The following is a 22,431-nucleotide window of genomic DNA, read 5'->3' as shown; positions in this document are numbered from 1 at the left end:
AAAACCTGTATATAATTGGATAAGTGCTTACTCATTTGAGGAAAGTGGAGTGTGATCTATGATGAATAACAGCCTAGCAGAATTATCTGAAACAGCCTTTGCCGTAGAACTCCAAGACATTAACCGTTCATTTGGAGATCGTATCGTACTTGATGGCATTACACTTACGATCCCGCGTGGTGAACTATTTGGTTTACTAGGCCCTTCCGGCTCCGGAAAAACGACGCTAATCAAGCTTATGACTGGGATTGACCAGGCAAATGCCGGGACCGTCCGGATGCTCGGAGAACCTATGCCACAGCTAAAAATGCTGCAAGCCTTTGGTTACATGGCCCAATCAGATGCGCTTTATAACGAATTGACGGGCAAGCAAAACTTGGCGTTTTTTGGGGCTATGTTCGGTTTAAAGGGAGCTTTACTGCAAGATCGGATTCATATAGTATCCAGACTTGTTGCGTTAACCGATCATCTTCATAAGCAAACGGTTGCTTATTCAGGCGGCATGAAACGCCGGCTCTCGCTTGCGATTGCCCTCTTGCATGAGCCCAAGCTTCTCGTGCTCGACGAACCAACGGTGGGCATTGATCCTGTTTTGCGCCAATCGATTTGGAAGGAGCTATCTGCGCTCAGCAAGCAAGGCGTGACCATTATTATAACGACACATGTCATGGATGAGGCTGAGAAATGTGATCGATTAGGACTGATACGAGGCGGAAAACTTATAGCAGTCGATACACCTGAAGCACTTAAGCAGCAAGCAGGTTGTGACACACTCGAAGAGGCATTCATTGCGCTTGGCCAAAGCGAAGGAGATGAACGATGAGAATACGTGCGCTCGCCATTCGAATTATTAATCAATTTTTGCGTGATAAACGAACACTGGCCTTATTATTTCTTGCCCCCCTGCTCATTTTAACCTTAATGAAATTAGTTTTTGATGGGCAAGCCGTCTCTCCAGCAATCGGAATGGTTAATATGCCTGCAGCTATAACAGAAAAGTTCGAGCAATTAAATGCTAAAATAACGCTTTATGACGAAACCGCAGCTGCTCAAGCTGCGTTACAAACTGGCAAACTCGACGCGATTATGGAAGCAAGCGGCGGCATGCCTAAACTAACGCTTGAAGGAAGCGACCCATCGATCAATCGAGCGGTAATATTGCTCATACAGAGCGCTATACAACCAGGCGGTGATAACGCCGCTCCAACTATTTCCTACCTACACGGCGGCCCTGAGATGGCTGCATTCGACTCCTATGGGCCTGTTTTAATTGGTTTCTTCTCCTTCTTCTTTGTTTTCTTGCTTGCGGGTGTCTCGTTCCTTCGTGAGCGAACAAGCGGTACCTTGGAGCGTTTATTAGCCACGCCAATTAGACGAAGCGAAATCGTGGTCGGTTATTTAGCTGGCTTCGGTATTTTCACCCTGCTGCAAGCCTGCTTGATTGCTTGGTATTCCGTTCAAGTGCTTGGGATGTACATGGAGGGCAGCATTTTATATATGCTTGTTATTAATTTATTATTATCATTAACAGCATTAACCCTGGGAACGCTGTTGTCCTCTTTTGCAAGCAGCGAATTTCAGATCATTCAATTCATTCCCATTGTCATCGTGCCACAGGCGTTTTTCTCAGGATTGTTTAACCTCGATGCGATGAACCCTTGGCTGCAAAAATTAAGTTACCTTATGCCTCTTTTCTATGGGGCGGACGCTATGCAAGGAATCATGATTCGCGGAGAAGGCTGGAGTGATTTTCAAGTGAATGTATACGTATTAGTTGGATTTTCCCTATTGTTTGCAGTCTTGAATGTTCTGGCACTGAAGAAGCACCGCCGTATATAGAAGCATAGGACATCTAATAAAATCAAAGGAATGGGTTAACGCGAAGGAGTGTCTAACATGCAAGAACCGGTAGATCAATGGCTGCAGAAGCTATTGCAACTAGATGATGAAGAAGTGAAAATGACGGAAAAACAATTGAAAATCGTGCAAGCTGCCTCGGAGGTATTTGCTCAGAAGGGTTTTGCCGCTTCTACAACGAGTGAAATCGCTCAGCGAGCTGGTGTGGCAGAAGGAACGATTTTTCGTCATTACAAAACAAAAAAAGATCTGCTTTTCTCGATCGTTGCACCTGTTATGGCAAAGTTGATCGCACCTTTTGTACTGCGCGATTTCTATAAAGTGCTTGAAAGCCGCTTTGACAGCTTTGACCTTATGCTGCGAGCTATCATTGACAATCGTATTTCATTTGTAGAGCGCCATATCCAGGTTTTGAAAATTTTTGTTCAAGAAATCCCGTTTCATCCCGATCTGCTGGACCAATTCCAGAAGCTCATTCTTACGAAAGTGGTAGATAAATTCAGTATTAGTATTAAAGAATTTCAGCAGCAAGGCGTAATTGTTAATTGGTCGCCCCTTACCGTTATTCGTTTAATCGCATCGTCCTTAATGGGTTACGTACTCAGTCGTACGTTTATTGGTACTATGGAGGATAACCATTGGGATGATGAAAAGGAAAAAGAGGCGACCATCGCTTTTATTATAAAAGGGCTACTCCTTGATCGCCAATAGAAAACAAGCCGGTTGCCCATCAGAAGATGAGTAACCGGCTTGTTTTTTATGTTTATTTGTTTATTTAGCAGCGTTAACTTCCGTTTCTCCAATCCTATTTTTGTCCATTTGACGGAAACGAAGCAATAGCAGCAGTGCAGCTAAGCATAATATGCCGCCAAGCAAGTATGGCAGTCCCATTTCTATCGTAAAGAAAAAAGAACCAAGAAGCGGACCGGCAATACGCCCAAGGCTATCCATCGATGAGCTTAGACCAGATGCTACCCCTTTACCAACTGTCGTCTTCTGAGTAATGAGTGAAGTTACACATGGCCTAATCAAGGAGTTGCCGATTCCAAATACAGCTAGAGATAACGTAGCCCACCAGAGGGAATGTGCACCGAGAAGCATGAAAAACCCAAGTGCTGAGATGACGAGTCCGATTGCAATATATTTCGGCTCCTCTCCTGTCTTGATTCTCCGACGTACAACTCCGCCCTGAACGAGTGCTCCCACAAAGCCGCAAACAAAAAATAGTATACCAACCTGAAATGGCGTCACATCAAAACGTCGCATGCCAAAAAACTGCAGGGTCGCTTCCATTCCAGCGAGTGTGAACGTTACAAAAAAGGCCAACACGTACAAGTATTTAAGCGGACCAGTAAACGCAGCCCATCGCGATACACGTTTTTCTGTTTTACTGCGCCGCTGTTCAGGTGAAAGTGATTCCTTCAGCTTCGATACGGCCAAGAGGAACGTTAACAGTGCTAAAGCTGATGCTGCGTAGAATGGGGTTTCCAGCGAGATTACACTTAGCAAACCGCCAACGCCCGGTCCGATCGTAAAGCCCAGTCCGATAGACATCCCGACGAGTCCCATACCCTTCGTTCTCTCTTCTGGCGACGTAATATCGGCAACATACGCTACAATAACGGAAGCTACCGCCCCAGAGAACAAGCCACCTAGCACCCGTGAAAGGTACATGAGCGTTAAATTTCCTGAGGATAAACCAAACAACAAGAAGCTTGCCGCAAAACCAAGAACCCCTACTAAAATAATTGGCCGCCTGCCGATTCGGTCGGACAAACTTCCCCAAAATGGCGATAAGAAAAAAGAAACCGCAGAATAAATAGCAAGCATCCAACCCGTATGTAGCTCCGCTTTACTCGGATCTGCAGCTTGAATAATTTCTGGCATAACCGGGATGATAATGCCGAATCCAATAAATGTTGTCATTAAAGTAGCCATTACTATTAGCATTCGTTTATCTTTCATAATACAACCCCTCCACCAACCTATGTTACCATATCCATTTATCGCACATGTATGAACAATTGAAGAACAAATTGAAAATGATGCTCCTATCTCAAATTGGAGCTTGCATTCCCCCCTGTATTTGCTATACTCAACTTTGTTTGTAAACTTTAAAGAAAGGCAGGGATGAAAGCGATGGATCACAATAAAACCCCGCTCTTCACCGCGCTTCGTAAGCATGCGGAGCAGGATCCCGTTCAGTTTCATATTCCCGGACATAAAAAGGGATTAGGCAGCGATTCGGAATTTCGCGAATTTATCGGCGATAACGCGTTGTCGATCGATTTAATCAATATAGCACCGCTTGATGACCTGCATCAGCCAACCGGCGTTATTGAGGAAGCGCAGAAGCTAGCTGCTGACGCTTTCGGAGCAGATTACACTTATTTCTCTGTACAAGGAACAAGCGGCGCGATTATGACGATGATTTTGACGGTATGCGCCCCAGGCGACAAAATCATTGTGCCTCGAAATGTTCACAAATCCATAATGGCCGCAATCATTTTTGCAGGTGCCAGACCGGTATTCATTTCACCAGCGCGTGACAATACGCTGGGCATCGACCATGGCATTACGACCCGCTCCGTTCGTAAAGCGCTAGAGCGCCATCCAGATGCAAAAGCTGTGCTTGTCATCAACCCTACCTATTTCGGCATTTGTGCCAACCTTAAAGAGATCGTTGACCTTGTTCATAGCTATGATATCCCCGTACTCGTGGACGAAGCACACGGCGTTCTCATTCATTTCCATGAGAAGCTGCCTATGTCAGCGATGCAAGCAGGTGCGGATATGGCCGCTACGAGCGTTCATAAGCTTGGCGGTTCTATGACACAAAGCTCGGTTCTCAATGTTCGTAAAGGAAGAGTTAATCCACACCGCATTCAAACCGTCATCAGTATGCTCACTACAACGTCGACATCGTATATTTTGCTAGGCTCGCTTGATACGTCTAGACGCAACCTTGCCTTGAACGGACATGCTATCGCTGAGCGTGCAATTGAGCTTGCTCAACTCGCACGTAAACAAATCAATGAAATTCCAGGTCTATATTGCTTTGGAGAAGAGATTCTCGGCGATGAGGCTACTTATGATTTCGATCCAACCAAAGTTTCCGTTCATGTTCGCCACCTTGGTATCACGGGTTATGAAACAGAGAACTGGCTTCGCGATAACTATAATGTGGAAATCGAAATGAGCGATATGTATAACATTCTTTGCTTAGTTACGCCTGGTGATACCTCTGATTCCGTGTCTAAATTGTTAACAGCACTGCGTGGATTGTCTGAACATTTCCATGAAGGCGCTGAAGCTCGTGAATTAGTCGTCAAAATACCAGATATTCCTCAGCTATCCTTAACGCCTCGGGATGCTTTTTACGGTGAGACAGAAGTTCTTCCGTTCAAAGAATCAGCAGGCCGAATAATAGCTGAATTCATTTATGTCTACCCGCCAGGTATCCCTATTTTATTGCCAGGTGAAGTCATTACTCAAAAAAATATCGATTATATCGTGGATCATGTCCAAGTCGGATTGCCTGTCAAAGGGCCTGAGGATCGCAGCATCGAATTCGTCAAAGTAATCGTAGAAGAAACAGCGATTTCATAAATAAAAAAAACGATCTCGGGAATTCAAAAGAATTCTGAGATCGTTTTTTTATCTATTCCTTTTTTACAGAATACCACTTATTGTCAACCCATTTCGGGCATGCTATGATGTTGGCAGAGGTGAGATACGATGAGTCAAAGCGCTTATATTAAATTTGTGCAAGGATCATCCGTGGAGAAACTGACACTGCAAGATATTAAGAGCCAGCTTATGGGTTATCGGGAGCAAACAAGCCTCACCGGCTCGCAATTGGATTGGGACTATGCCGAGGCCGCATTTCCGTATACGATTGAATCGAAGCAAGATGACCGTTGGTTTTATTTAAAAGGCATTAATCACCTTTATAAACACATCATATTTGGCCCAGGCGAGACCACAAGCGTAGCTGGCCAAACCGTACCTTGCGTACAGATCGTTCTACCAGACGAAGCTACGCACGGAGACAAATCGAAAGCAAATGAACTATGCAAATATATAGCCAAGCAGTTGAAAGCAGAGTTGACTATGTTTAATGGTCGAACGATTTATTTTAATCCGCGCAAATAAGAATAAACAAAAAAAACGATCCGCAAGCGAAACTCGCAGATCGTTTTTTTACTACTTGCTCGTTAAAGCTGAAGTGAATTAATTCTCTTCGCTTTCCGTACGAGCAATTTCTTCGTAAATCGCTGTTACGCGATCCCATTCCGCGTCGTCTTCAATACCGACTAGGAAAGACTCATCGTTTTCTTCTTCAATACGGAAGATGACGCCGTCCGCTTCTGGATCGTTGCGATCTAGCAATACAGCGTAAACTTTGCTTTCGGATTCAAACGTATAAACCATGACCATTTCACGTTCCTGGCCCTCGTCGTCAGTCACGATAAAGACATGCTCTTCATGCTCGTGGTCTTCACCACAGCCGCAATCATCGCCATGCTGATGTTCGCTCATGTTATTACCCCATTTCAATAATGTTTACAGACTATCGTATATTAACATGACACTCTATCAACGGTCAAACGAAGACGCTCCCTCAGAGAAAAAGGAGCGCCTTCGTTAAACCTTTTGATTACAATGAAGAGATTAGTTTTTCTGAAACAACAGTCCATTCATCTGAGCCCTTAAGCTTTAGGAAAAAACGAATCGGATATTTCCCGCTAGATTCGAATTTATATGAGATTTCATCTGTTGCAAACCAGAAATTATCCTTTGATGTTTTTACACTCTCTGTTTGAATCACTTTCTCTTTCCCACTAGGATCGGAAATTGATACTTTGACAGCTACGATTTCAGTCATCAAATTATCAATTTGGGCAAACACTTTAAACTTCGCTTGATAGCCTTTTGCTACGTTCCCGAATACTGCATTATTTTGGAACAGAAACATATGCACGTTTGGCTTATACACAGTCGCTCGTTTTGTTTGATTGTCCCATTCCACGATGGCCTGCATAGATGTGGCTAATTGACGGAGTGGCAAATAGGTTTTGCCATCGGTCATTATTCCACCGTCATCCTGATTATCTCCGTTAATGATAACGCGCACCTTCTGTAATGCAGAGTCCGCGAACATCATGGTTCCACCCCAAAGAGATAGCAACAGAAGCAGAATAACGATTTTTCTGAATTTCATAGTTGTAAGCCCTCCATCCGATTGCCTGGATGAAAGGTTATACTCGTCTACCCGTGCAAAGTTGCGCTTTTTCTGAAACATTTTTAAACACATACTACAATAGAACCATTATTGTCAAATGTTGTTGAAACCTGCGCATGCCCGGGAAATATAGATGTGGAAATAATAATTACCCATACGTTCTCGTTAAAATGCACGGAACACCTTTGCCTACTGTTCCTGGGTTTCTCATCCTTGCGAGATACGTCATTCCTCTTGCACACGGTGTTTTACAAACTGCACAAGTATTCGAAAGCACGAGTTTATAATTGAACTGTTTCCGATCGCTTGCCGGTTGCTTTTTCTTCAATACCTTACCTTTTCCTTTGCTCATCACTTGTTCGCCTCCACTAAACGTATCGCTTATGCATTGTATGTAGATACGGGCGAATGTGCATCTTTGATTGTCAGAGATATTTAAAATTTGGTACATTAAACGAATAGAAAGCTCAGGAGGTATTTGTTCATGCAAATTAAAATGATTGGAACGGGTAGCGCCTTTGCCAAAAAATATGATAATAATAACGCTATTATTGAGATAAACGGCTTCAGGTTGCTCGTAGACTGCGGGATTACTTTACCCAAAGCATTGCATCAACAGGGACTTTCTTTCTCTGATCTTGATGCAGTACTCATCAGTCACATACATGGGGATCATGTTGGCGGATTAGAAGAATATGCCTTTCAAATGATGTTTAAATATAATCGCAAGCCTGTTCTATACATAGCTGAGTCACTTGTTGAACCGCTGTGGGAGCAAACTCTTCGCGGTGGATTAACGCAAGACCCGTTAAACAAGCTCAAGGATTTCTTCGAGGTCCATCCCATTCAACCAAATAACGAATTTGAGATTCATCCTGGTTTGACCGTTAAACTGTTGCAAACCAAACATATTCCTAATAAGCCAAGCTATTCCTTTATTTTTAACAACAGTTTCTTCTACTCTGCCGACATGCGATTCGACTCAGAGCTGCTTCAGCAATTAGTCGATAATGGCATAACTACTATTTATCATGATTGTCAGCTTGAAGCGCCAGGCGTTGTTCACGCCAGTCTGGACGAGCTTCTAAGCCTTCCTGAATCTATTCAAAGGAAAATATGGCTTATGCATTACGGAGACGCTATAGAGCAGTATGAAGGTCTAACTGGCCATATGCGAATAGTCAGACAGCATAAAACGTATGAGATCAATTAAGTACAAAAAAGGCGCCAGCATTTAAGAAATGCGGCGCCTCATTTTAAATACTATATGCTATTAACTATTGATTCAGAAAATAGGCAGCTGATCCAAATTGTTCGTTGGATCGCCATCTGCGTCGCCTCGGATATAGATATCGCCATCTTTGCCTTTAAAGGTGTTTACCCCCGCAATATGCCCAGCTTGTACTTCTTGAAGTGCCGTTGCATAGTCAAGCACGCGGCCGCTATTCGTTTTGAATGCGGTAAGATCACCGTCTCCATCCTTCTGTACGGCAACAATTTGCTCCCTTGTATCTTGTCCGCCAACCTCGTGACTCATCTTTGTTAGCTCCTCTCAGTGGTTAAGAATGTACAACCAATTCATATCATGCCTAGAGAATGCAAAGTTTATGCAACATCATCAAAAAAAAATCCAGCGTTCTCGCATGGTGAGCGATCGCCGGATTTTTGTTTTTATTTTCTTTTGATCGCGTCAGCTGGAAGTTTCCTTCTCCAAACAAACTGCTCGTCATGCGACAAGGAATCATGTATTGCGAAACTTGCGACAGATCCAACAACAATACCGATAATTCCAAACATCCCCAATAGCCAAATGGCTAAATAGGCATACTCTGCTGCCAACAGAAACCGCCTCCTGCGCGCTTTCTAACATGGTATGCCAAAGATCTTCCCTTTAGTATTGTTTAATAAAATCCACAATTAAGTCGCATGAAACAGTTTCAAGCAGCATACCAGCACATTTTATGCGAACTATAATTCATTATAAAGAAGTTTATCCCTTCTGCCGATAATTGAAGTAGGAGGTGTTTTATGGATATAGCAGCAGCATCAATTTCAATGAATCAGAACAGCTTAGCGCTTGCAGCAAGCATCCGTGTCATGTCTTTAGCTAAGGATCAGGCCACGCAGCAAGGACAAGACATTGTACAAATGATTAAACAAGCACAACCTCATTTAGGCCAGAGCATCGATCTTCGCGTTTAAACAGTACCCCCAAAGGCATGAACCCCTACTTGGGGGTTTTCCATCTTTAAACTGTTTAAAAAGAAAATAATTGGTGTAGTTAATCTAATACGAGGGACTACTGCTTCGGGATTGTTCAGAAAACTAACATTATCCTAATCATATTGTTGAAAAATTCTAACAACCTTCGTTTATCCTTAATTTAGCAAATGAAAAGTTGGAGGGATTATTATGAACATCTGTTTCTATCAACAAAGAATTGAAGAAGTACGAGCTGAAATGGTTGAGATATTTGGCTCATGCAATAATTTCACTGATCATGCTGTTCTCAAAATCAGCCAGGAGCTTGATTATCTCTTAAATCAATATTCAGGCTGCTTAGCAAACCATTCAAATTAGTCACTTTCGTATAAAGAGGCTTATTATATTGCATGAAATGATATGATTTCTCTTTATTGTAGGTTTACATTTTGCGGATAAAATAAAAAGAACCCTTGCAAAGCAAGGGTTCTGAACGTTTAAATTATGGTGATCTGAACAGGGTTCGAACCTGTGACCCCTACCCTGTCAAGATAGTGCTCTCCCAGCTGAGCTACCAGATCATGTTAGCGACAATTAATAATATATCAGGTGTAAGACGCCAAGTCAACATTTTTCTTTTCATATTTTACTGACTCTCTGCTCTCTTCACGACGTCTCCACTAAAGTGGGATCGGTCATAATGATTATAAGTGAATTGCAACAATTTGTCTTTTAACGACGTCAAGTAAGTGCTGCAGCAAATTAAAGAAGAGGTGACCGTATGAAAAGACGATTGATACTGACAATGACACTGGTTGCTATGATGCTCTTTACACTTGGACAGTCCGTTTGGGCATTCAAGGACGTTAAAAATGACGTTAACGAGCATAAAATTAATGAGCTTAAGAAGTTGGGTATACTAAGCGGAGATAAACATGATAGGTTTAATCCAAAAGGCAAGCTCACTTATGCAGAAGGCGTTTCTTTGATTGTAAAAGGGTTAGACATTAATATTGACCACATCCGATTCATTAAAGAGCCTAAGGCAAGCGATTACTATACGAACCTAAAAGATAATGCATGGTACTCGCAAGCTTTTATTATCGCTAATCTTAATGGTCTAGAAATTCCTAAAACGATCAAAGCTAACGACATTATGACTCGTGAGCAATTTGCTCATCATTTGTTTAAAGCAATGATGACGAAAGGCGACTACGCCTTTATAGAAATTTTCATGCAGTTAGAAGATGCGGCCGATGTAAACAAAACCTACATGGATAGTATTCAAAAGCTGCTCATAAGCAAGGTTGTCACATTAGATAGTTCGAATAAATTTTATCCTAAAAAAGCTATTTTGCGCGGTGATGCAGCAGGCTGGCTTTATGACGCCATTACATTTGTAAAGGAGACGGCTCCCATCCCTACTCAGCCAGAGCAACCGAGCCTTGACCTTAAGCTTTCTATTGAGGCTGTAAACCCGCAAATCAATAAAGTAACCGTAAGCACACAAGTAGGACATCCAGGTTATAGCATCCGTATCGCCTCTATTGGTTTCGAAGGAGATCAAGCTATCATTAATGTAGAGCTGGTATTGCCTGATCCTGATAAAATGTATCCTCAAGTTATTACAGACGTATCAACATCCACCTATGTTGACGCTAAGCTAAAGCCAGTACTCTCCCAATCTATGGGTTCGAGTGAATCATCGACAGGCAAAGCGTTCATCATAAATTAAAACAACAAAAAAAGACTTCTCTACCTGTCCAAGCTACCGTTCAGACAGATGAGAAGTCTTTTTTTATTTGTGATCAAGCTCATTCAGCATAGGAATCGTCCAGTCTATCGGTTCGCTGCCGATCAGCTCTAGAAAAGTATTCGCCCTTGAGAAAGGCTTGCTTCCAAAAAAACCTTTGCGTGCTGCAAACGGGCTCGGATGCGGCGAAATAATAAGATGATGCTTGTCCGCATTAATATGTTTAGCTTTTGACTCCGCGTTCTTGCCCCAGAGTATAAAAACAACCGGCTTCTCCCTGTCATTTAGGGCAGCGATGATTGAATCTGTAAATCGCTCCCATCCCATTCCTTGGTGGGAATTAGGATTGCCGTCCTCCACCGTTAGCACTGTATTTAGAAGCAGCACTCCTTGCTTAGCCCATGAAAGCAAACTTCCATGATCAGGTACATCCGCCCCCACGTCTGACTCCAGCTCTTTGTAAATATTTTTTAATGATGGTGGCACCTTTAATCCAGGTTGCACGGAGAAGCTAAGCCCATGCGCCTGATTAGGTCCATGATAGGGGTCCTGGCCTAAAATAACCACTTTCGTCTGCTCATACGATGTATGATGAAGTGCATTATATATATTTTTCTCTTCTGGATAAACCGTAGTTGTTTTATATTTCTCTGTCAGTATCGCAACAAGCTCTTGCATATAAGGTGCTTCAAGCTCATTCTGTAACTTCTGAGACCAATCATTGACCAAGGTATTCATAATATTCAATATCTCCTTCAAACACTAACATTTTCGAATAAGCAGAGACCTTTTAAGCCTGCCTATCAAACCAATTATAAAAAAATTGATTGATATATTGACCAGCTAGCAAGTATGGAACCGTCTCCTCTTCTACGAATGACTCCCTACCCTGAATGCTAAAATAAAGCCATAAAGCAATCCCTTCGGAGAATGATTCAGGCTGATAATCAGCTTCATTTAATAGGCTTGAAATGACGGACATACAATCCTCAATAGCGGCTTCCCCTTCAGGATGATGTGTTTTAAGCTTTATTTTCAAATAGGAATATACGTACGGGAACTCCTTGTTTCCAGCTAGAGAGGAGCTATAAAGCGCTGTAGAGATCGCAGCAGCCATTATGCCGGTTTTCCACTGTTCTGCCTTTTCCGTTAGTGAAACATCATCCTTAAACCGATTAAGAAGATCATTATACAGCGTATCCTTTAAAGAGAAAATCTCCGCATAGAGTCGACGCGCGCTCAGCTTAAGTGAAGTCTCCTCGTTCTTGTGCTGCATCATCTATCCACCTACTTCCCATATCACTCAGGTATTTCAATACAACTCTTAGTTTACTTCATTCAAAATAGAGAAAGCAAAAAAGATTCCTCATAAATTTTGAGACCGATGCCAAGCACATAATAGAAAAAAAGCCCGCTGCGTATTATCGCAACGAGCTAATGAGGCACATTATCTAGAATGCACGACTTCTGTACTTGCAATAAAATCATGAATAGCTCTTTTGTCCTCGCGCAAACCGACCATAAAGGCGCTGACGATCACTGCAATGCCTAACGTTAATGCATAAATGAGTCCACCGACAACATTACGCAATAACATGGTGCCTAATCCTGGTGGAGAACCATCCAGCTTTCTAATCTGTACACCGCATATCCGTTTTCCAATGGTATAACCGCTCCAAAATACCGGAACCAATAACGAGTAAAGAAATGAGACCGTATCTGTGAAAAAGTCTCTTCCTTCATACCCTCCTGTAAACAACATTGAAATAACAGCGAGAGGAATTCCAATAATGATGCCGTCCAACAATCCAGCTCCTAATCGAATCCAAAAACCTGCGTTCATATTATCCCCCTCCTTGGGTCCATTCCCTAATAAAACTTACGCGCATCAATTCAGATGTATGCCATAAACAAATCCCGTTGCGATAACGGTCAGGCTTCCATCTTTTTTAGAGTGAATTGATTGAGCCAGTCTTTTAATCTGCACCATTAAAGTATTGTTCCTTTTCTACACTAACCCATTGAACCAAACCATCTCTTGTAGGATAGGTTTCCTCATTACCCGCCTCTCATTTCCACCTCACCTATCCTCAAACAAAAATATGTAGACAATAGCCCATATCAGATTAACCAATCTCTTTTTTGACTATGATTAAAATAACGGATACGATCTGGAGGTTAAATTTAGTGGATTCTACAATGGATGTACTAATAAAAAAAGCATATGCTAATCCCGGCCTAAGACAAAACATAGTTAACAAGGGTATGATCTGCTTGTATTGCGATTATTCCGGTTTCGTTGCGCAAAATAATCATGGAGCAGGTTGTTGCTTTGTCTTCAATAGAACGATACGTGTTACCGCCCAAAAAATACGAATTGAACATGATGAGGGTTCTAATTACGGAGAATTACTTGCTGTCATTTACAGTCTAGAAATACTCTCAACTGCGCTTATGGAGTATCAACCGAAGCTCGCCATCATCTTTACGGATTGTAGTCAAATCACTAAGATTTTATCGAAAAACTACTTTTCACAATCACATTATGAAAAAGCAAGAGATGAAATATTGGCATCTCTACAACATTTGAAAGTTATGTACCCCGAAGTTGAAGTACAAATAAAGTACATGAGTAAGCACAAAAAAAACAATTCTCTACACCGATTGGCTCACAATGCTGCTAGACAAGCTGCTGTTCAATAAGTGCATTAACATCATTAGATATTAATATGATCAATTAATTAACAATAAAAAAACCCCCTTCGTTTAGAACTGACTAGTCAGATTCTACAAAGGAGGTTTTTTCATGTTTCGTACATCTTATGTACTTCGTGAAAACCATTGAACATTCAAGGCTTTCTAGGTATGCCGAGGACGGGAATCGAACCCGTACGGTGGTCACCCACCGCAGGATTTTAAGTCCTGTGCGTCTGCCAGTTCCGCCACCCCGGCATATTGTAAAGGTTTTGCTTATGGTGGGCCCTGAGGGACTCGAACCCCCGACCAATCGGTTATGAGCCGACCGCTCTAACCAACTGAGCTAAGGGCCCTCGAAAAACGTATATTTCAACGTATTCATCGAAAGGTTGGTTGCGGGGGCAGGATTTGAACCTGCGGCCTTCGGGTTATGAGCCCGACGAGCTACCGGGCTGCTCCACCCCGCGACGTATATCCATTTGAGCAAAGCCAGTTGAATTGGCGACATAAAATAATATACTATATAGGTGTGTTTTAAGTCAAGCAAAATATTCTAATTTATTTTCTTTTTATTTTTCATGGTATAAACCTTACGCCGTAGCGGCCTTTTCGGGATCGAAATACTTCCACCTCATGCGGAGTTTCATAACCATACATCCATCCGTCATTCTCCATTCTCCTAACCAGACAACCTGCTTGAAATTTTGTCTCATATAGGCGAACCCAGTATACCCATCTCATGTTATCCCTCCACTATTTTATTGGAGAAACTGATGTTTACGACTCCAATTAAGGTTGTATACATTAGAATACCCCAAAATTGGGATCATACATGCAAATGGGGTATACTCAAAATAGGTCATTTCGAAGGAGCTGAAGACCATGTTATATGGAATTGTTGTTTTTCCCGAAAAGCATGTACAGGACTTCGCTAATAGCTGGCGAAGACGCCATGATCCGCATTACACAGCCATCCCAGCTCATCTAACAGTGAAAGAAGCAGAAGATTGGTCAGATGAAGAGCTGCAGCTTGTAGTCGCTCATTTAGAGCAAATAACATCTAAGGTGCCTGCCTTCTCCATCCATTTGAACCGCGTATCTACTTTTTTTCCTGTAAGTCATGTACTATATTTAGCGCTTGAAGACACAGCATCCATGCAGAAGCTCCAAGAGAGAGTGTGCAGCGGTCCGCTGGCAATTGGTGAACCAAAACATGTTTACACCCCGCATGTCACGATAGGGCAAGAGATCTCAGCTGATGAGCTGCATGATTTATTTGGAAACCTACGCATGCAGTCCATCGATCTTTCATCAAAAATTGATCGCATACATCTGTTGTATCAGACCGAGAACGGCTCTTGGACCGCCTACCAGTCATTTCTATTACGAGGTTAGATAAATGTATAAGGAAAAGCCCGCAAACGACGCACAGGTCGATTACGGGCTTCTTTCTTATTTCTTATTATCTAGGCATCGGCATAATTTCGACTCCGCCACCGCTGCCTTCACCAGTTGGATTGTTTTTAATTTTCTCCAAAACTGCGTTTCCGCGCGTCTCCCACTCAGCAAGCGCTTCGCGTGCAGACTTTTTCTTTTCGATTACTGCCTGGAACATCTCATAACCAGGCTGTTGCGCTTCCCAAACGCCTGGTTTCTCACGGAAGATTTTTTCATTATCCACTGCTGGCATTGGCTTAAGTGAAGTAAATGCATCAATGTTGTATTGCAAACCGCCGATTGGAGTCAAAAACTCCTTGCGTGCAACCATCTCATAAAGGCTTCTCGATTTCAGCTTAGCCCATTCCTTGCTATTGGAGAACTTGATGAAATCCCAAGCATCTTTATCATTTTGTGCTTTGTTGTTAATTCCCATAAGTTGGCTTAGAAAAATACTGCTGCCTACTTCTGGATCGCTTGGAGAAACGGGAACTGTTACAACGTCCCAATCAACTGGTTCAAAATCCTTAATTTTCGATGCGTTGTCCGCAGCTCTCTTAAGTTCGTTGATATAACCGTAGTCGCCAATTGTCATAGCTATTTTGCCTTTAATGAACAAATCACCATAGAAAGGATCATTGCCGCCGCCGCCTTCAGCGCTTTGCTTCTCATATATTTTATTCATATATTCTTGTGTTGGAATAATTTCTTCTTGGTAAAGTGATGCAACGGTGTTCCATACATCTTCCCATTGATCACTATTTACGAGCATTTTCTCGCCTTTGTCATCCCACATTTTCAGTTGCAATGCTTGACTATATGACTGCGCATTGCTAAAGCCATCTGAAGACCAACGGTTGAAGGAGAATCCAAATTTACGATCCTCGCCTTCACCCTTAGCTACTTGACGCGCCAGGTTAAGAACTTCAGACCACTCCATTTTGTTAGTTGGTGGAGTTACACCAGCATCAGCAAACATTTTTTTGTTGTAGTAAAGCGCAGAGGAGTTGAAAGTTGGCGTCAATGCATACAAACCGCCGTCACCAGCAGCCTTAATGCCTTCAATAACAGTTGGAACATAATCCGACAGGTCGAATTTATCTTGTGCCACTAGCGGATCAAGCGGTTGTAACAGATTGTCTTGTGTCATGCGACGAAGGAGATTGTAATCCAGTACAACAAGATCTACTGGATTTGCTCCGGTCATCATTTCTTTCATTTTCTCATACGGATCTGGTTGCGGTGTTGGCTTTGATGGATCTTGCTGCTCAAAGCGTTGATCATCATAGTTGATTGCGCCTACGATTTGGAACTCAATGTTAGGATGAGACATTTCATACATATCCGTGTATTGCTGACGGAAATAAGGCTCATTATCCGAACCGCCATAAAGAACGCCAATACGTAAAACCCGTTTTTCGGTTGAGCTGTCTGAGCCGCTGCTGCACGCTGCAAGCAAGCCTATAAGCAAGGCAAGTGTCAACGAAACTAAAGTAAACTTGCGAATTCGCATTCCTGACAATCGTTTGTTATTCATTCGGTTTTAACCCCCCAGTGATTTAGGCGGAGTGATAATAATCCGCTCGCCGTCAAATTCCATAGTTGCTTTGTCTTTAATGTTTAGAGCAGATAAATATTCCTTAGGCACTTGTAAACGACCAACTCGATCTACTACGACATAGGCTTCATGTACAGACTGCAGTCCGCTGCTTGTAGCCGGAAGCTCTGCCTCACCTCCATCAAGAGTAATATTCGGATTGCGTTTAATAAACTCGGTACTCGTCAAGCCATCGCGAATGGCAACCACTCGGTCCACCTTGCCGGCAAGCGTCAAGTCATGCGTAACGATGACGATAGTAATACCGATCTCGCGATTCAATCTGCGAAAAATACCCATAATTAAATCCGAGGTTGCGGTATCAACCGAGCCTGTCGGTTCATCGGCCAGCAATAATTTCGGGCGATTCGACAATGAAATGGCAATGGCAACCCTTTGCTGTTCACCGCCTGATAATTGATGGAGCTTGTTATGCATTCGCTCCTTCAAGCCTACCCATTCAAGCAGCTGCTTCGCATAAGCGCGATCTACCTTCCCCGACAACATCATCGGCATTTCCACATTTTCAAGGGCAGTGAGATATGGCAGCAGGTTTCTAGCATTGTTTTGCCAAATAAAACCTACCGTCTCCCTCTTGTACTTCACTAGATCCTCTTCGGTAATTTTCAGCAGATCCCATGGACCCACATGTACCTGGCCGGCTGAAGGGCGGTCAAGACCGCCCAGCGTATTCAGAAGCGTCGATTTCCCGCTGCCGCTGTTGCCAATAATGGCCATTAGCTCGCCTTCGTTTACCTTTAAGTTCAAACCTTGCAGGGCGACGACCTCTAGATCGTCTGTCTTGTAAATTTTCACCAGACCTTCGCAATCGATCATCGCTGTTGTCATCGTTCTTCTCCCATCTTGACCGCTTGATGCACTCTGAGCCTGCGAATGTGCAGGAAGAGCAGCAGTGCGCCGGTCAGCATCATAAATCCGACGACTACAAACAATTGATTCGTATCGCTAGACTCGAATATGACACGGAAAGGCGGTACTGTTTCAGCAACGTTTTCAGTCGTTTGCAAAAATGGCAGGAAGAGTAAACTCACTCCCTTACCAATTAACACACCAAGTCCAATCGCAAGTCCTGCCGTAAATAACTGCTCCAGAAGCAGCATTCCTGTAAGCTGCTTTCGCGATAATCCCATCGCCCGCAATACCCCGAATTGGACAACACGGCCGGAGAGATTAAAGAACCAGAATAGCACGTATCCCGCTAATGTGATGACGACCGAAACAAGAAAACCTAAGCTCAGTATTCCGAAAACGCCACCTCTTGTCGGAAGCTTCGATTGAATGATGAGCTCGCTTCTTACATCCTTAATAGCTGCCATCTCTACCCCTGCCTTCTGCAGCGCTTCAACGATCGGAGCTACCTTAGCATCAGGCTTCATCTTCAGCCAAACCTCATAAGGAATAAGCGGAAGCTGGTCATAAATATAATCTAAATTCGTGATGATAAATGGTGATTTATCCGGATATTGACTAGGCCAATATGGCAAAATGCCAACGACCATAAAATCCACTTTTCCTTCAGGGAATCCAACGGAAACGGGATCACCTAGCTTCAACTGGTACTTCTCTGCTACTTTTGAAGGAATGAGTGCTGCATGCTCAAATTTACCCAAGTTATTCAAATAATAATTCGGATGAACGGGATACAAATCGTTGCGGAACCAGCCAACCTTAGCAAAGTCTACATTATCAATTCCCATTACGGTTCCTTGACCAATCGATTTGCCTGATATGACTACGCTCCCCTTCGTCTGCAATACACGAGCAGCCGCTTCTACGCCTTCAAGGGAACGGAAAAGCTCAAATGGCGGTTCACTGAACAACATCTTCGAAGGCACAGTTTGACCGCCACCGCCGCCACCTGAACCACCGCCATTGCCGCCTCCACCATTGCCTCCACCGCCAGAACCGCCGCCATTGCCTCCACCGCCGCCGTTTCCACCATTTCCACCGTTGTTGCCAGGCTTCGTCGTAATTTCCGCCGTGCCTTCCCATACCGTTTGAATGGTAACGTCAGCTCCGTACTTATACAGCGTACGTTCCGTGGAGTTCAAATCAATCGTTCTTGCTGCCGATGCGTTATAGACACCGAGGCCCAGCGTTAGCACCAATAGAATCATCAACGGGTAATATCCCTTGGATGAACGTGATAGCTGAGTCAGTGTCAAATAAAGCGGAACCGGTAAGAACTTGCGGCCAAGCCATGTGAACACCTTCAATAGCCATGGGAATAACCGTAAGAAAAATAGCCCAAGTGCAAAAATTGATAATGCAGGAACAAAAAATAAAAATGGCTGCACGTTTAATTGATCCGTTGTCATGCCAGTCTTAAATGTCAGCATCTGGCGCTCATTGAACATATACCAGCCATAACCCGCAGCGGCAATTAATAAAACGTCGAGATACCAACGCTGCCAAATCGGCTTACGGTCAGAGCGAGCCAGATCCTGCTTATAGCTTACGATTGAAGATCTTGCATAAATAATCGCTGGAATAATAGTTGCCATAAGCGCAAGCAACACAGCTGCGCCACCCGCGATAATGGCCTCTGTTGAGAAGCCGACCGGTATGGACTTCCTATTCACGAATGAAAGGAATCCATTAGCTGATCCGATGCTCTTCGCCATGAACCACCCGATAAACGGACCGCTTCCAAGCGCAATCCCACCGAGCAAAAGACCTTCGAGCAAATAAATCCAAATAATTTGCCGAGTACCGGCGCCCCTGCTTCGAAGCACTGCAATGTCGCTTCGCTGCTTATCCAGCGACTGCCTTGCATTCATTGCAATGAAGAAAAACACCATTGCAAGCATGGGAGCAGCTAGTGTAAACAGCAATGTTTGCAGCTGCAAGCTTTGTTTCTTAAATTCTGTAAGCGTGGATGCAAAAGAAATTTCTACTCTTGTGTCCTTGAGACGTTGATACAGTTCAATATTCAAGCGTTCAAGTGTCCTGCTTAACGGTGTTAATTGACTCGTTTTTACTTCCGATAAATCAAATGCGTAGTACCAGCTTGCATTATGCAGCGGAATTTTCTTATTAGCTAACAGCATCTTTTCAAATGCTGCTTCGCTTATTTGTAACGTATTCAGCAAGCTTTCCATCCCCTGATACCAGTATGAACTCGTATCAGTAAGCGGTTTGACAGCTCCGACAATTTTCACTCGTAATGTCAGATCTAGTCCACCGTATATCGGATATTCAAAAACATCGCCGATATGTACATCATTTCTATACATCGCTTCCTCGAACATGACTGCTTCGAGTAATTCTCCATCGCCTTCGGTATTTACAAACCATCTACCTTGGGTTAGCTCCGTATTTTTCTCTAGTTCTGACATGTTCATAATCGTCAGTAGGCGGTTGCGTCCTGCGTCTACTTTGGTTGAATCCTCAGGAACAACCTCAGCGCCACGAATGGAATAGCTGTTTACATACGTACCAAAAGGAAATCCAATTTCCTTGGGTATTCCATCTTTAATATAACGCTCAAGCTCCGACAACGCTGATAAATCCGTTTTACCGCCAGCAGGTGATTGATACCTCATGAGAAGGGAGCCCGCAGGTAATCCGGTACTCTTCTGCTGCAGTGATTCGGCTACTACTCTCTTGAGCGCGCCATCTGCATACATGGGAATACTCGTTGCAAATGCAACCGCCAGGGTCAGTCCGGCCAGCGTGCTTAAGGTTAGCCAGCGCGTGTTCCACATTTTGCGGAACAAAAAACGAAACAGCGGAATTCCCATTGGCTATCGACCTACAACTTTCTGCCCCGGCTTCAACCCTTGTAGGATCTCGATATTCGTCGAGGTTTGTTGGCCTACCTCTACGTCAACTTCACGCTTAACTTCGCCTTCTATGACCTGCACATACGTACGGGATCCGATAGAACGAAGCGTTGAAGGAGGAATAACAATAGCATTTTCAGTACGCTTCGTAATAACATTAATTGAAAGCGGCATACCGCGATTTAAGTTTTTTGGCAAATCTTTAAGATCAACGATTAAGAAGTCTTCCGGACGCTCCGGTTTTTCTCCAGGAATTCCTCCTGGATTGCCACCGTTGTTCTGCTCCTCGGTCTTGAATGGAAGCTGCTTGATCTTGCCTTTAAAAGTACCGACGCTCGTAATATTAGCAGTTACTTCCATGCCTACGCCTAGTTTTTCAAGCTCCGACTTAGTAATCTTTGCTGCAGCAGTAATCTTACTCGTATCAGCTACAATCGCAATCGGCGCATAGGCTTTGATCAAATCACCCTTCTGCACGTTAAGCGTTACAATCGTTCCTGCAAATGGAGCCTTTAAGGTAGCTTTCGCAATTTCCTCTTCCATATCTACAAGCTTCTGCTTCTGTTCTTCAAAGGCGATTAACTTCCCTTCGAATTCAACAGGGTCCATTTCATCACGCTGACGCAGCGTGTCTTTCATTTCATTTTCTACTTTCCTAAAAGCAAGTCTTTCGAGTCGCAAAGATTTGACCAATGTATCAACGTCTAGCTGACCAATCACTTGACCGGCTTTCACCGTTGATCCTACTTTCACATTCAGCTCCTTTAAGTTCTTGCCGTCCAATGTGAAAAACATCGTCTCTTCTTCCAAAGAAATAAGCTTGCCGATCAAAGGTATCTTCGTTTCTAATGTCGCAGTCGTTACCTCATACTCGGGCTTCTTCGATATTTGTGCAGGGGCAATCTCTGGCAATACCTCTTCTTCATCTTCCGCGGGAAGCAAGGAGCACCCGCTTGAAAGTACTAAAGAAGCACTTAAAACAACAACCATTGAACGTTTAAATAAATTTTCCGTCCACCATTTCATAGACAATGTCAGCAACCTCCAAAATCGTAGGATCATGTGTAGTCATACAAATAGAAACTTGTTCAGTGCGAATAATATTTTGGAAAACCGCCATAATTTGAGCTGACATTCCAGTATCAAGCTCTGCCGTTGGTTCATCAGCAAGCAGCAGCATTGGCTTATGAGCGATCGCCTTGGCAATAGCCACACGCTGCTGCTCGCCGCCAGAGAGTTCGAAAGGGCGATGATTCATACGCCGCTCTAGGCCAACCAGCTCAAGACATTCCATAACTCTATCCTTCCATTCCGCTCGTGGAACGCCAGCCATGCGAAGGGACAGCTCGACATTCTCTCGCGCGGACAATAGCGGCATAAGTGCGAAGGCCTGAAAGATAAAGCCCATATGCTTTCGCCTAACTAATGTGCGTTGATCATCACTCATGCTGTGAAAAGGCAAACCGTTAAACATGATTTCTCCTTTACTAGGTGTATCGAGCCCACCTAAGCAATTCAACAGCGTCGTCTTGCCAGAGCCTGATCTCCCTCTGAGCATAACTAATTGGCGCTCCTTAAGCTCCATATTAATGCCCTTCAATACAGGCAGCGGAGAACCGCCAACTTGGAATGTACGCTCTACATCGATAACTTTTAGCAGATCGCGTCTTTCTTCAGCCGTTTCAAACTGCTCTTCAATCCTCTGTTCTTCTTCCTGCGGAATGGCCATTAGCGCTTCCGATCCCTCCTCAACCAACTTTCATAATTCTCATCTTACATGATAGACGTAGGACATGCTCAAAAAGTTACGTCAAATTTAAACAACTTTGTAAAACCT

25 protein-coding genes and 4 tRNA genes are annotated in these 22,431 nt (G+C 43.4%); 11 read left to right on the top strand and 18 right to left on the bottom strand.

Annotation, left to right across the window (positions count from 1 at the left end; all coding sequences use genetic code 11):
- Positions 1-58 precede the first annotated feature (58 nt).
- The 3 genes from AC787_RS26935 to AC787_RS26925 are packed head-to-tail and all read left to right on the top strand — an operon-like array spanning position 59 to position 2,568.
- Entirely contained in the window at positions 59-823 is a 765-nt protein-coding gene (locus AC787_RS26935) for an ABC transporter ATP-binding protein (protein WP_235561130.1), read from the top strand.
- Complete coding sequence (locus AC787_RS26930; protein WP_054028013.1) at positions 820-1,839, top strand: ABC transporter permease; 1,020 nt, start codon at positions 820-822, stop codon at positions 1,837-1,839. The genes AC787_RS26935 and AC787_RS26930 overlap by 4 nt, the downstream gene beginning before the upstream one ends.
- Before the next feature lie 57 nt (positions 1,840-1,896).
- A complete protein-coding gene (locus AC787_RS26925; RefSeq protein ID WP_054028012.1) occupies positions 1,897-2,568 on the top strand; it encodes a TetR/AcrR family transcriptional regulator in 672 nt (223 codons plus the stop codon).
- Between the two features lie 60 nt (positions 2,569-2,628).
- On the opposite strand, the gene AC787_RS26920 is transcribed toward AC787_RS26925, so the two are convergent.
- On the bottom strand, positions 2,629-3,822 hold the full coding sequence (locus tag AC787_RS26920) for an MFS transporter (RefSeq protein WP_054028011.1): 1,194 nt from the start codon (positions 3,820-3,822) through the stop codon (positions 2,629-2,631).
- Between the two features lie 174 nt (positions 3,823-3,996).
- On the opposite strand from AC787_RS26920, the gene AC787_RS26915 reads away from it, so the two are divergent.
- Both AC787_RS26915 and AC787_RS26910 read left to right on the top strand, forming a co-directional pair.
- Positions 3,997-5,466: an aminotransferase class I/II-fold pyridoxal phosphate-dependent enzyme gene (locus AC787_RS26915; RefSeq protein WP_054028216.1), complete on the top strand. Its 1,470-nt coding sequence runs from the start codon at positions 3,997-3,999 to the stop codon at positions 5,464-5,466.
- Between the two features lie 129 nt (positions 5,467-5,595).
- On the top strand, positions 5,596-6,012 hold the full coding sequence (locus AC787_RS26910; protein ID WP_054028010.1) for a DUF1885 family protein: 417 nt from the start codon (positions 5,596-5,598) through the stop codon (positions 6,010-6,012).
- Between the two features lie 78 nt (positions 6,013-6,090).
- Here the strand turns inward: AC787_RS26910 and AC787_RS26905 are convergent, their stop codons facing one another.
- Together AC787_RS26905 and AC787_RS26900 are read right to left on the bottom strand one after the other, a co-directional pair.
- Positions 6,091-6,399 carry a DUF1292 domain-containing protein gene (locus AC787_RS26905; protein ID WP_054028009.1) on the bottom strand — a complete coding sequence of 103 codons (309 nt, stop codon included), beginning with the start codon at positions 6,397-6,399 and terminating at the stop codon, positions 6,091-6,093.
- A gap of 118 nt (positions 6,400-6,517) precedes the next feature.
- Entirely contained in the window at positions 6,518-7,081 is a 564-nt protein-coding gene (locus AC787_RS26900; protein WP_054028008.1) for a stalk domain-containing protein, read from the bottom strand.
- Between the two features lie 499 nt (positions 7,082-7,580).
- Here AC787_RS26900 and AC787_RS26890 point away from each other — a divergent pair, with 499 nt between their 5' ends.
- Entirely contained in the window at positions 7,581-8,315 is a 735-nt protein-coding gene (locus AC787_RS26890) for an MBL fold metallo-hydrolase (RefSeq protein ID WP_054028006.1), read from the top strand.
- Between the two features lie 72 nt (positions 8,316-8,387).
- Here the strand turns inward: AC787_RS26890 and AC787_RS26885 are convergent, their stop codons facing one another.
- Both AC787_RS26885 and AC787_RS34530 read right to left on the bottom strand, forming a co-directional pair.
- Positions 8,388-8,639 (bottom strand): DUF3892 domain-containing protein, encoded by a 252-nt coding sequence (locus tag AC787_RS26885; protein ID WP_054028005.1) that lies wholly within the window; start codon positions 8,637-8,639, stop codon positions 8,388-8,390.
- A gap of 134 nt (positions 8,640-8,773) precedes the next feature.
- The gene (locus tag AC787_RS34530; RefSeq protein WP_162839331.1) at positions 8,774-8,941 is read right to left on the bottom strand and encodes a hypothetical protein; all 168 of its coding nucleotides are present in this window, start codon (positions 8,939-8,941) and stop codon (positions 8,774-8,776) included.
- A 189-nt stretch (positions 8,942-9,130) separates the two neighbouring features.
- Here AC787_RS34530 and AC787_RS33035 point away from each other — a divergent pair, with 189 nt between their 5' ends.
- Together AC787_RS33035 and AC787_RS35455 are read left to right on the top strand one after the other, a co-directional pair.
- Entirely contained in the window at positions 9,131-9,304 is a 174-nt protein-coding gene (locus AC787_RS33035; protein WP_069188208.1) for a YjfB family protein, read from the top strand.
- 210 nt (positions 9,305-9,514) lie between these two features.
- On the top strand, positions 9,515-9,682 hold the full coding sequence (locus AC787_RS35455) for an aspartyl-phosphate phosphatase Spo0E family protein (RefSeq protein WP_082361161.1): 168 nt from the start codon (positions 9,515-9,517) through the stop codon (positions 9,680-9,682).
- A gap of 127 nt (positions 9,683-9,809) precedes the next feature.
- Here AC787_RS35455 and AC787_RS26880 read toward each other — a convergent pair.
- Positions 9,810-9,885, bottom strand: a tRNA-Val gene (locus tag AC787_RS26880).
- Positions 9,886-10,085: 200 nt separating this feature from the next.
- On the opposite strand from AC787_RS26880, the gene AC787_RS26875 reads away from it, so the two are divergent.
- Complete coding sequence (locus AC787_RS26875; RefSeq protein ID WP_054028004.1) at positions 10,086-11,039, top strand: S-layer homology domain-containing protein; 954 nt, start codon at positions 10,086-10,088, stop codon at positions 11,037-11,039.
- A 63-nt stretch (positions 11,040-11,102) separates the two neighbouring features.
- Here the strand turns inward: AC787_RS26875 and AC787_RS26870 are convergent, their stop codons facing one another.
- From AC787_RS26870 to AC787_RS26860, 3 genes are all read right to left on the bottom strand, one after another.
- Positions 11,103-11,795, bottom strand: a complete 693-nt coding sequence (locus tag AC787_RS26870) for a uracil-DNA glycosylase (RefSeq protein WP_054028003.1) — start codon at positions 11,793-11,795, stop codon at positions 11,103-11,105.
- A 52-nt stretch (positions 11,796-11,847) separates the two neighbouring features.
- A complete protein-coding gene (locus AC787_RS26865; protein ID WP_152970757.1) occupies positions 11,848-12,336 on the bottom strand; it encodes a hypothetical protein in 489 nt (162 codons plus the stop codon).
- Between the two features lie 168 nt (positions 12,337-12,504).
- Complete coding sequence (locus AC787_RS26860) at positions 12,505-12,900, bottom strand: RDD family protein (RefSeq protein WP_054028001.1); 396 nt, start codon at positions 12,898-12,900, stop codon at positions 12,505-12,507.
- 344 nt (positions 12,901-13,244) lie between these two features.
- Between AC787_RS26860 and AC787_RS26855 the strand changes: the two genes are divergently transcribed.
- A complete protein-coding gene (locus AC787_RS26855) occupies positions 13,245-13,760 on the top strand; it encodes an RNase H family protein (protein WP_054028000.1) in 516 nt (171 codons plus the stop codon).
- 163 nt (positions 13,761-13,923) lie between these two features.
- Here AC787_RS26855 and AC787_RS26850 read toward each other — a convergent pair.
- The 4 genes from AC787_RS26850 to AC787_RS34525 form a co-directional block, all read right to left on the bottom strand.
- Positions 13,924-14,009, bottom strand: a tRNA-Leu gene (locus AC787_RS26850).
- Positions 14,010-14,030: 21 nt separating this feature from the next.
- A tRNA-Ile gene (locus AC787_RS26845) sits at positions 14,031-14,107 on the bottom strand.
- A 37-nt stretch (positions 14,108-14,144) separates the two neighbouring features.
- Positions 14,145-14,221, bottom strand: a tRNA-Met gene (locus tag AC787_RS26840).
- Positions 14,222-14,330: 109 nt separating this feature from the next.
- Positions 14,331-14,495: a hypothetical protein gene (locus AC787_RS34525; protein WP_162839330.1), complete on the bottom strand. Its 165-nt coding sequence runs from the start codon at positions 14,493-14,495 to the stop codon at positions 14,331-14,333.
- A gap of 141 nt (positions 14,496-14,636) precedes the next feature.
- Between AC787_RS34525 and AC787_RS26835 the strand changes: the two genes are divergently transcribed.
- Complete coding sequence (locus AC787_RS26835; protein WP_054027999.1) at positions 14,637-15,149, top strand: 2'-5' RNA ligase family protein; 513 nt, start codon at positions 14,637-14,639, stop codon at positions 15,147-15,149.
- A 67-nt stretch (positions 15,150-15,216) separates the two neighbouring features.
- On the opposite strand, the gene AC787_RS26830 is transcribed toward AC787_RS26835, so the two are convergent.
- From AC787_RS26830 to AC787_RS26810, 5 genes are read right to left on the bottom strand one after another with little or no spacing between them, the layout of a single operon-like run.
- Positions 15,217-16,728: an ABC transporter substrate-binding protein gene (locus AC787_RS26830; RefSeq protein WP_063847678.1), complete on the bottom strand. Its 1,512-nt coding sequence runs from the start codon at positions 16,726-16,728 to the stop codon at positions 15,217-15,219.
- 6 nt (positions 16,729-16,734) lie between these two features.
- Positions 16,735-17,625, bottom strand: a complete 891-nt coding sequence (locus AC787_RS26825) for an ABC transporter ATP-binding protein (RefSeq protein WP_054028214.1) — start codon at positions 17,623-17,625, stop codon at positions 16,735-16,737.
- Between the two features lie 8 nt (positions 17,626-17,633).
- Positions 17,634-20,552, bottom strand: coding sequence for an ABC transporter permease (locus AC787_RS26820; protein ID WP_054027998.1), 2,919 nt, complete (start codon positions 20,550-20,552; stop codon positions 17,634-17,636).
- A 3-nt stretch (positions 20,553-20,555) separates the two neighbouring features.
- Positions 20,556-21,620, bottom strand: coding sequence for an efflux RND transporter periplasmic adaptor subunit (locus AC787_RS26815; protein ID WP_321166178.1), 1,065 nt, complete (start codon positions 21,618-21,620; stop codon positions 20,556-20,558).
- Entirely contained in the window at positions 21,592-22,323 is a 732-nt protein-coding gene (locus tag AC787_RS26810) for an ABC transporter ATP-binding protein (protein ID WP_082361159.1), read from the bottom strand. Before AC787_RS26810 ends, AC787_RS26815 begins: the two co-directional genes overlap by 29 nt.
- Between the last annotated feature and the right edge of the window lie 108 nt (positions 22,324-22,431).

The organism is Bacillus sp. FJAT-28004, from assembly GCF_001280845.1.
GTDB lineage: Bacteria > Bacillota > Bacilli > Paenibacillales > Paenibacillaceae > Pristimantibacillus.
The sequence above is the reverse complement of the archived record's forward strand: the minus strand, read 5'-3'. Positions and strand labels throughout refer to the sequence as shown.

What these genes read in the sequence shown, in the direction of transcription:
- AC787_RS26935 (WP_235561130.1), top strand. Translation starts at nt 59, where the DNA reads ATGATGAATAACAGCCTAGCAGAATTATCTGAAACAGCCTTTGCCGTA.
- AC787_RS26930 (WP_054028013.1), top strand. Translation starts at nt 820, where the DNA reads ATGAGAATACGTGCGCTCGCCATTCGAATTATTAATCAATTTTTGCGT.
- AC787_RS26925 (WP_054028012.1), top strand. Translation starts at nt 1,897, where the DNA reads ATGCAAGAACCGGTAGATCAATGGCTGCAGAAGCTATTGCAACTAGAT.
- AC787_RS26920 (WP_054028011.1), bottom strand. Translation starts at nt 3,822, where the DNA reads ATGAAAGATAAACGAATGCTAATAGTAATGGCTACTTTAATGACAACA.
- AC787_RS26915 (WP_054028216.1), top strand. Translation starts at nt 3,997, where the DNA reads ATGGATCACAATAAAACCCCGCTCTTCACCGCGCTTCGTAAGCATGCG.
- AC787_RS26910 (WP_054028010.1), top strand. Translation starts at nt 5,596, where the DNA reads ATGAGTCAAAGCGCTTATATTAAATTTGTGCAAGGATCATCCGTGGAG.
- AC787_RS26905 (WP_054028009.1), bottom strand. Translation starts at nt 6,399, where the DNA reads ATGAGCGAACATCAGCATGGCGATGATTGCGGCTGTGGTGAAGACCAC.
- AC787_RS26900 (WP_054028008.1), bottom strand. Translation starts at nt 7,081, where the DNA reads ATGAAATTCAGAAAAATCGTTATTCTGCTTCTGTTGCTATCTCTTTGG.
- AC787_RS26885 (WP_054028005.1), bottom strand. Translation starts at nt 8,639, where the DNA reads ATGAGTCACGAGGTTGGCGGACAAGATACAAGGGAGCAAATTGTTGCC.
- AC787_RS33035 (WP_069188208.1), top strand. Translation starts at nt 9,131, where the DNA reads ATGGATATAGCAGCAGCATCAATTTCAATGAATCAGAACAGCTTAGCG.
- AC787_RS35455 (WP_082361161.1), top strand. Translation starts at nt 9,515, where the DNA reads ATGAACATCTGTTTCTATCAACAAAGAATTGAAGAAGTACGAGCTGAA.
- AC787_RS26875 (WP_054028004.1), top strand. Translation starts at nt 10,086, where the DNA reads ATGAAAAGACGATTGATACTGACAATGACACTGGTTGCTATGATGCTC.
- AC787_RS26870 (WP_054028003.1), bottom strand. Translation starts at nt 11,795, where the DNA reads ATGAATACCTTGGTCAATGATTGGTCTCAGAAGTTACAGAATGAGCTT.
- AC787_RS26865 (WP_152970757.1), bottom strand. Translation starts at nt 12,336, where the DNA reads ATGATGCAGCACAAGAACGAGGAGACTTCACTTAAGCTGAGCGCGCGT.
- AC787_RS26860 (WP_054028001.1), bottom strand. Translation starts at nt 12,900, where the DNA reads ATGAACGCAGGTTTTTGGATTCGATTAGGAGCTGGATTGTTGGACGGC.
- AC787_RS34525 (WP_162839330.1), bottom strand. Translation starts at nt 14,495, where the DNA reads ATGAGATGGGTATACTGGGTTCGCCTATATGAGACAAAATTTCAAGCA.
- AC787_RS26835 (WP_054027999.1), top strand. Translation starts at nt 14,637, where the DNA reads ATGTTATATGGAATTGTTGTTTTTCCCGAAAAGCATGTACAGGACTTC.
- AC787_RS26830 (WP_063847678.1), bottom strand. Translation starts at nt 16,728, where the DNA reads ATGAATAACAAACGATTGTCAGGAATGCGAATTCGCAAGTTTACTTTA.
- AC787_RS26825 (WP_054028214.1), bottom strand. Translation starts at nt 17,625, where the DNA reads ATGATCGATTGCGAAGGTCTGGTGAAAATTTACAAGACAGACGATCTA.
- AC787_RS26820 (WP_054027998.1), bottom strand. Translation starts at nt 20,552, where the DNA reads ATGGGAATTCCGCTGTTTCGTTTTTTGTTCCGCAAAATGTGGAACACG.
- AC787_RS26815 (WP_321166178.1), bottom strand. Translation starts at nt 21,620, where the DNA reads ATGAAATGGTGGACGGAAAATTTATTTAAACGTTCAATGGTTGTTGTT.
- AC787_RS26810 (WP_082361159.1), bottom strand. Translation starts at nt 22,323, where the DNA reads ATGGCCATTCCGCAGGAAGAAGAACAGAGGATTGAAGAGCAGTTTGAA.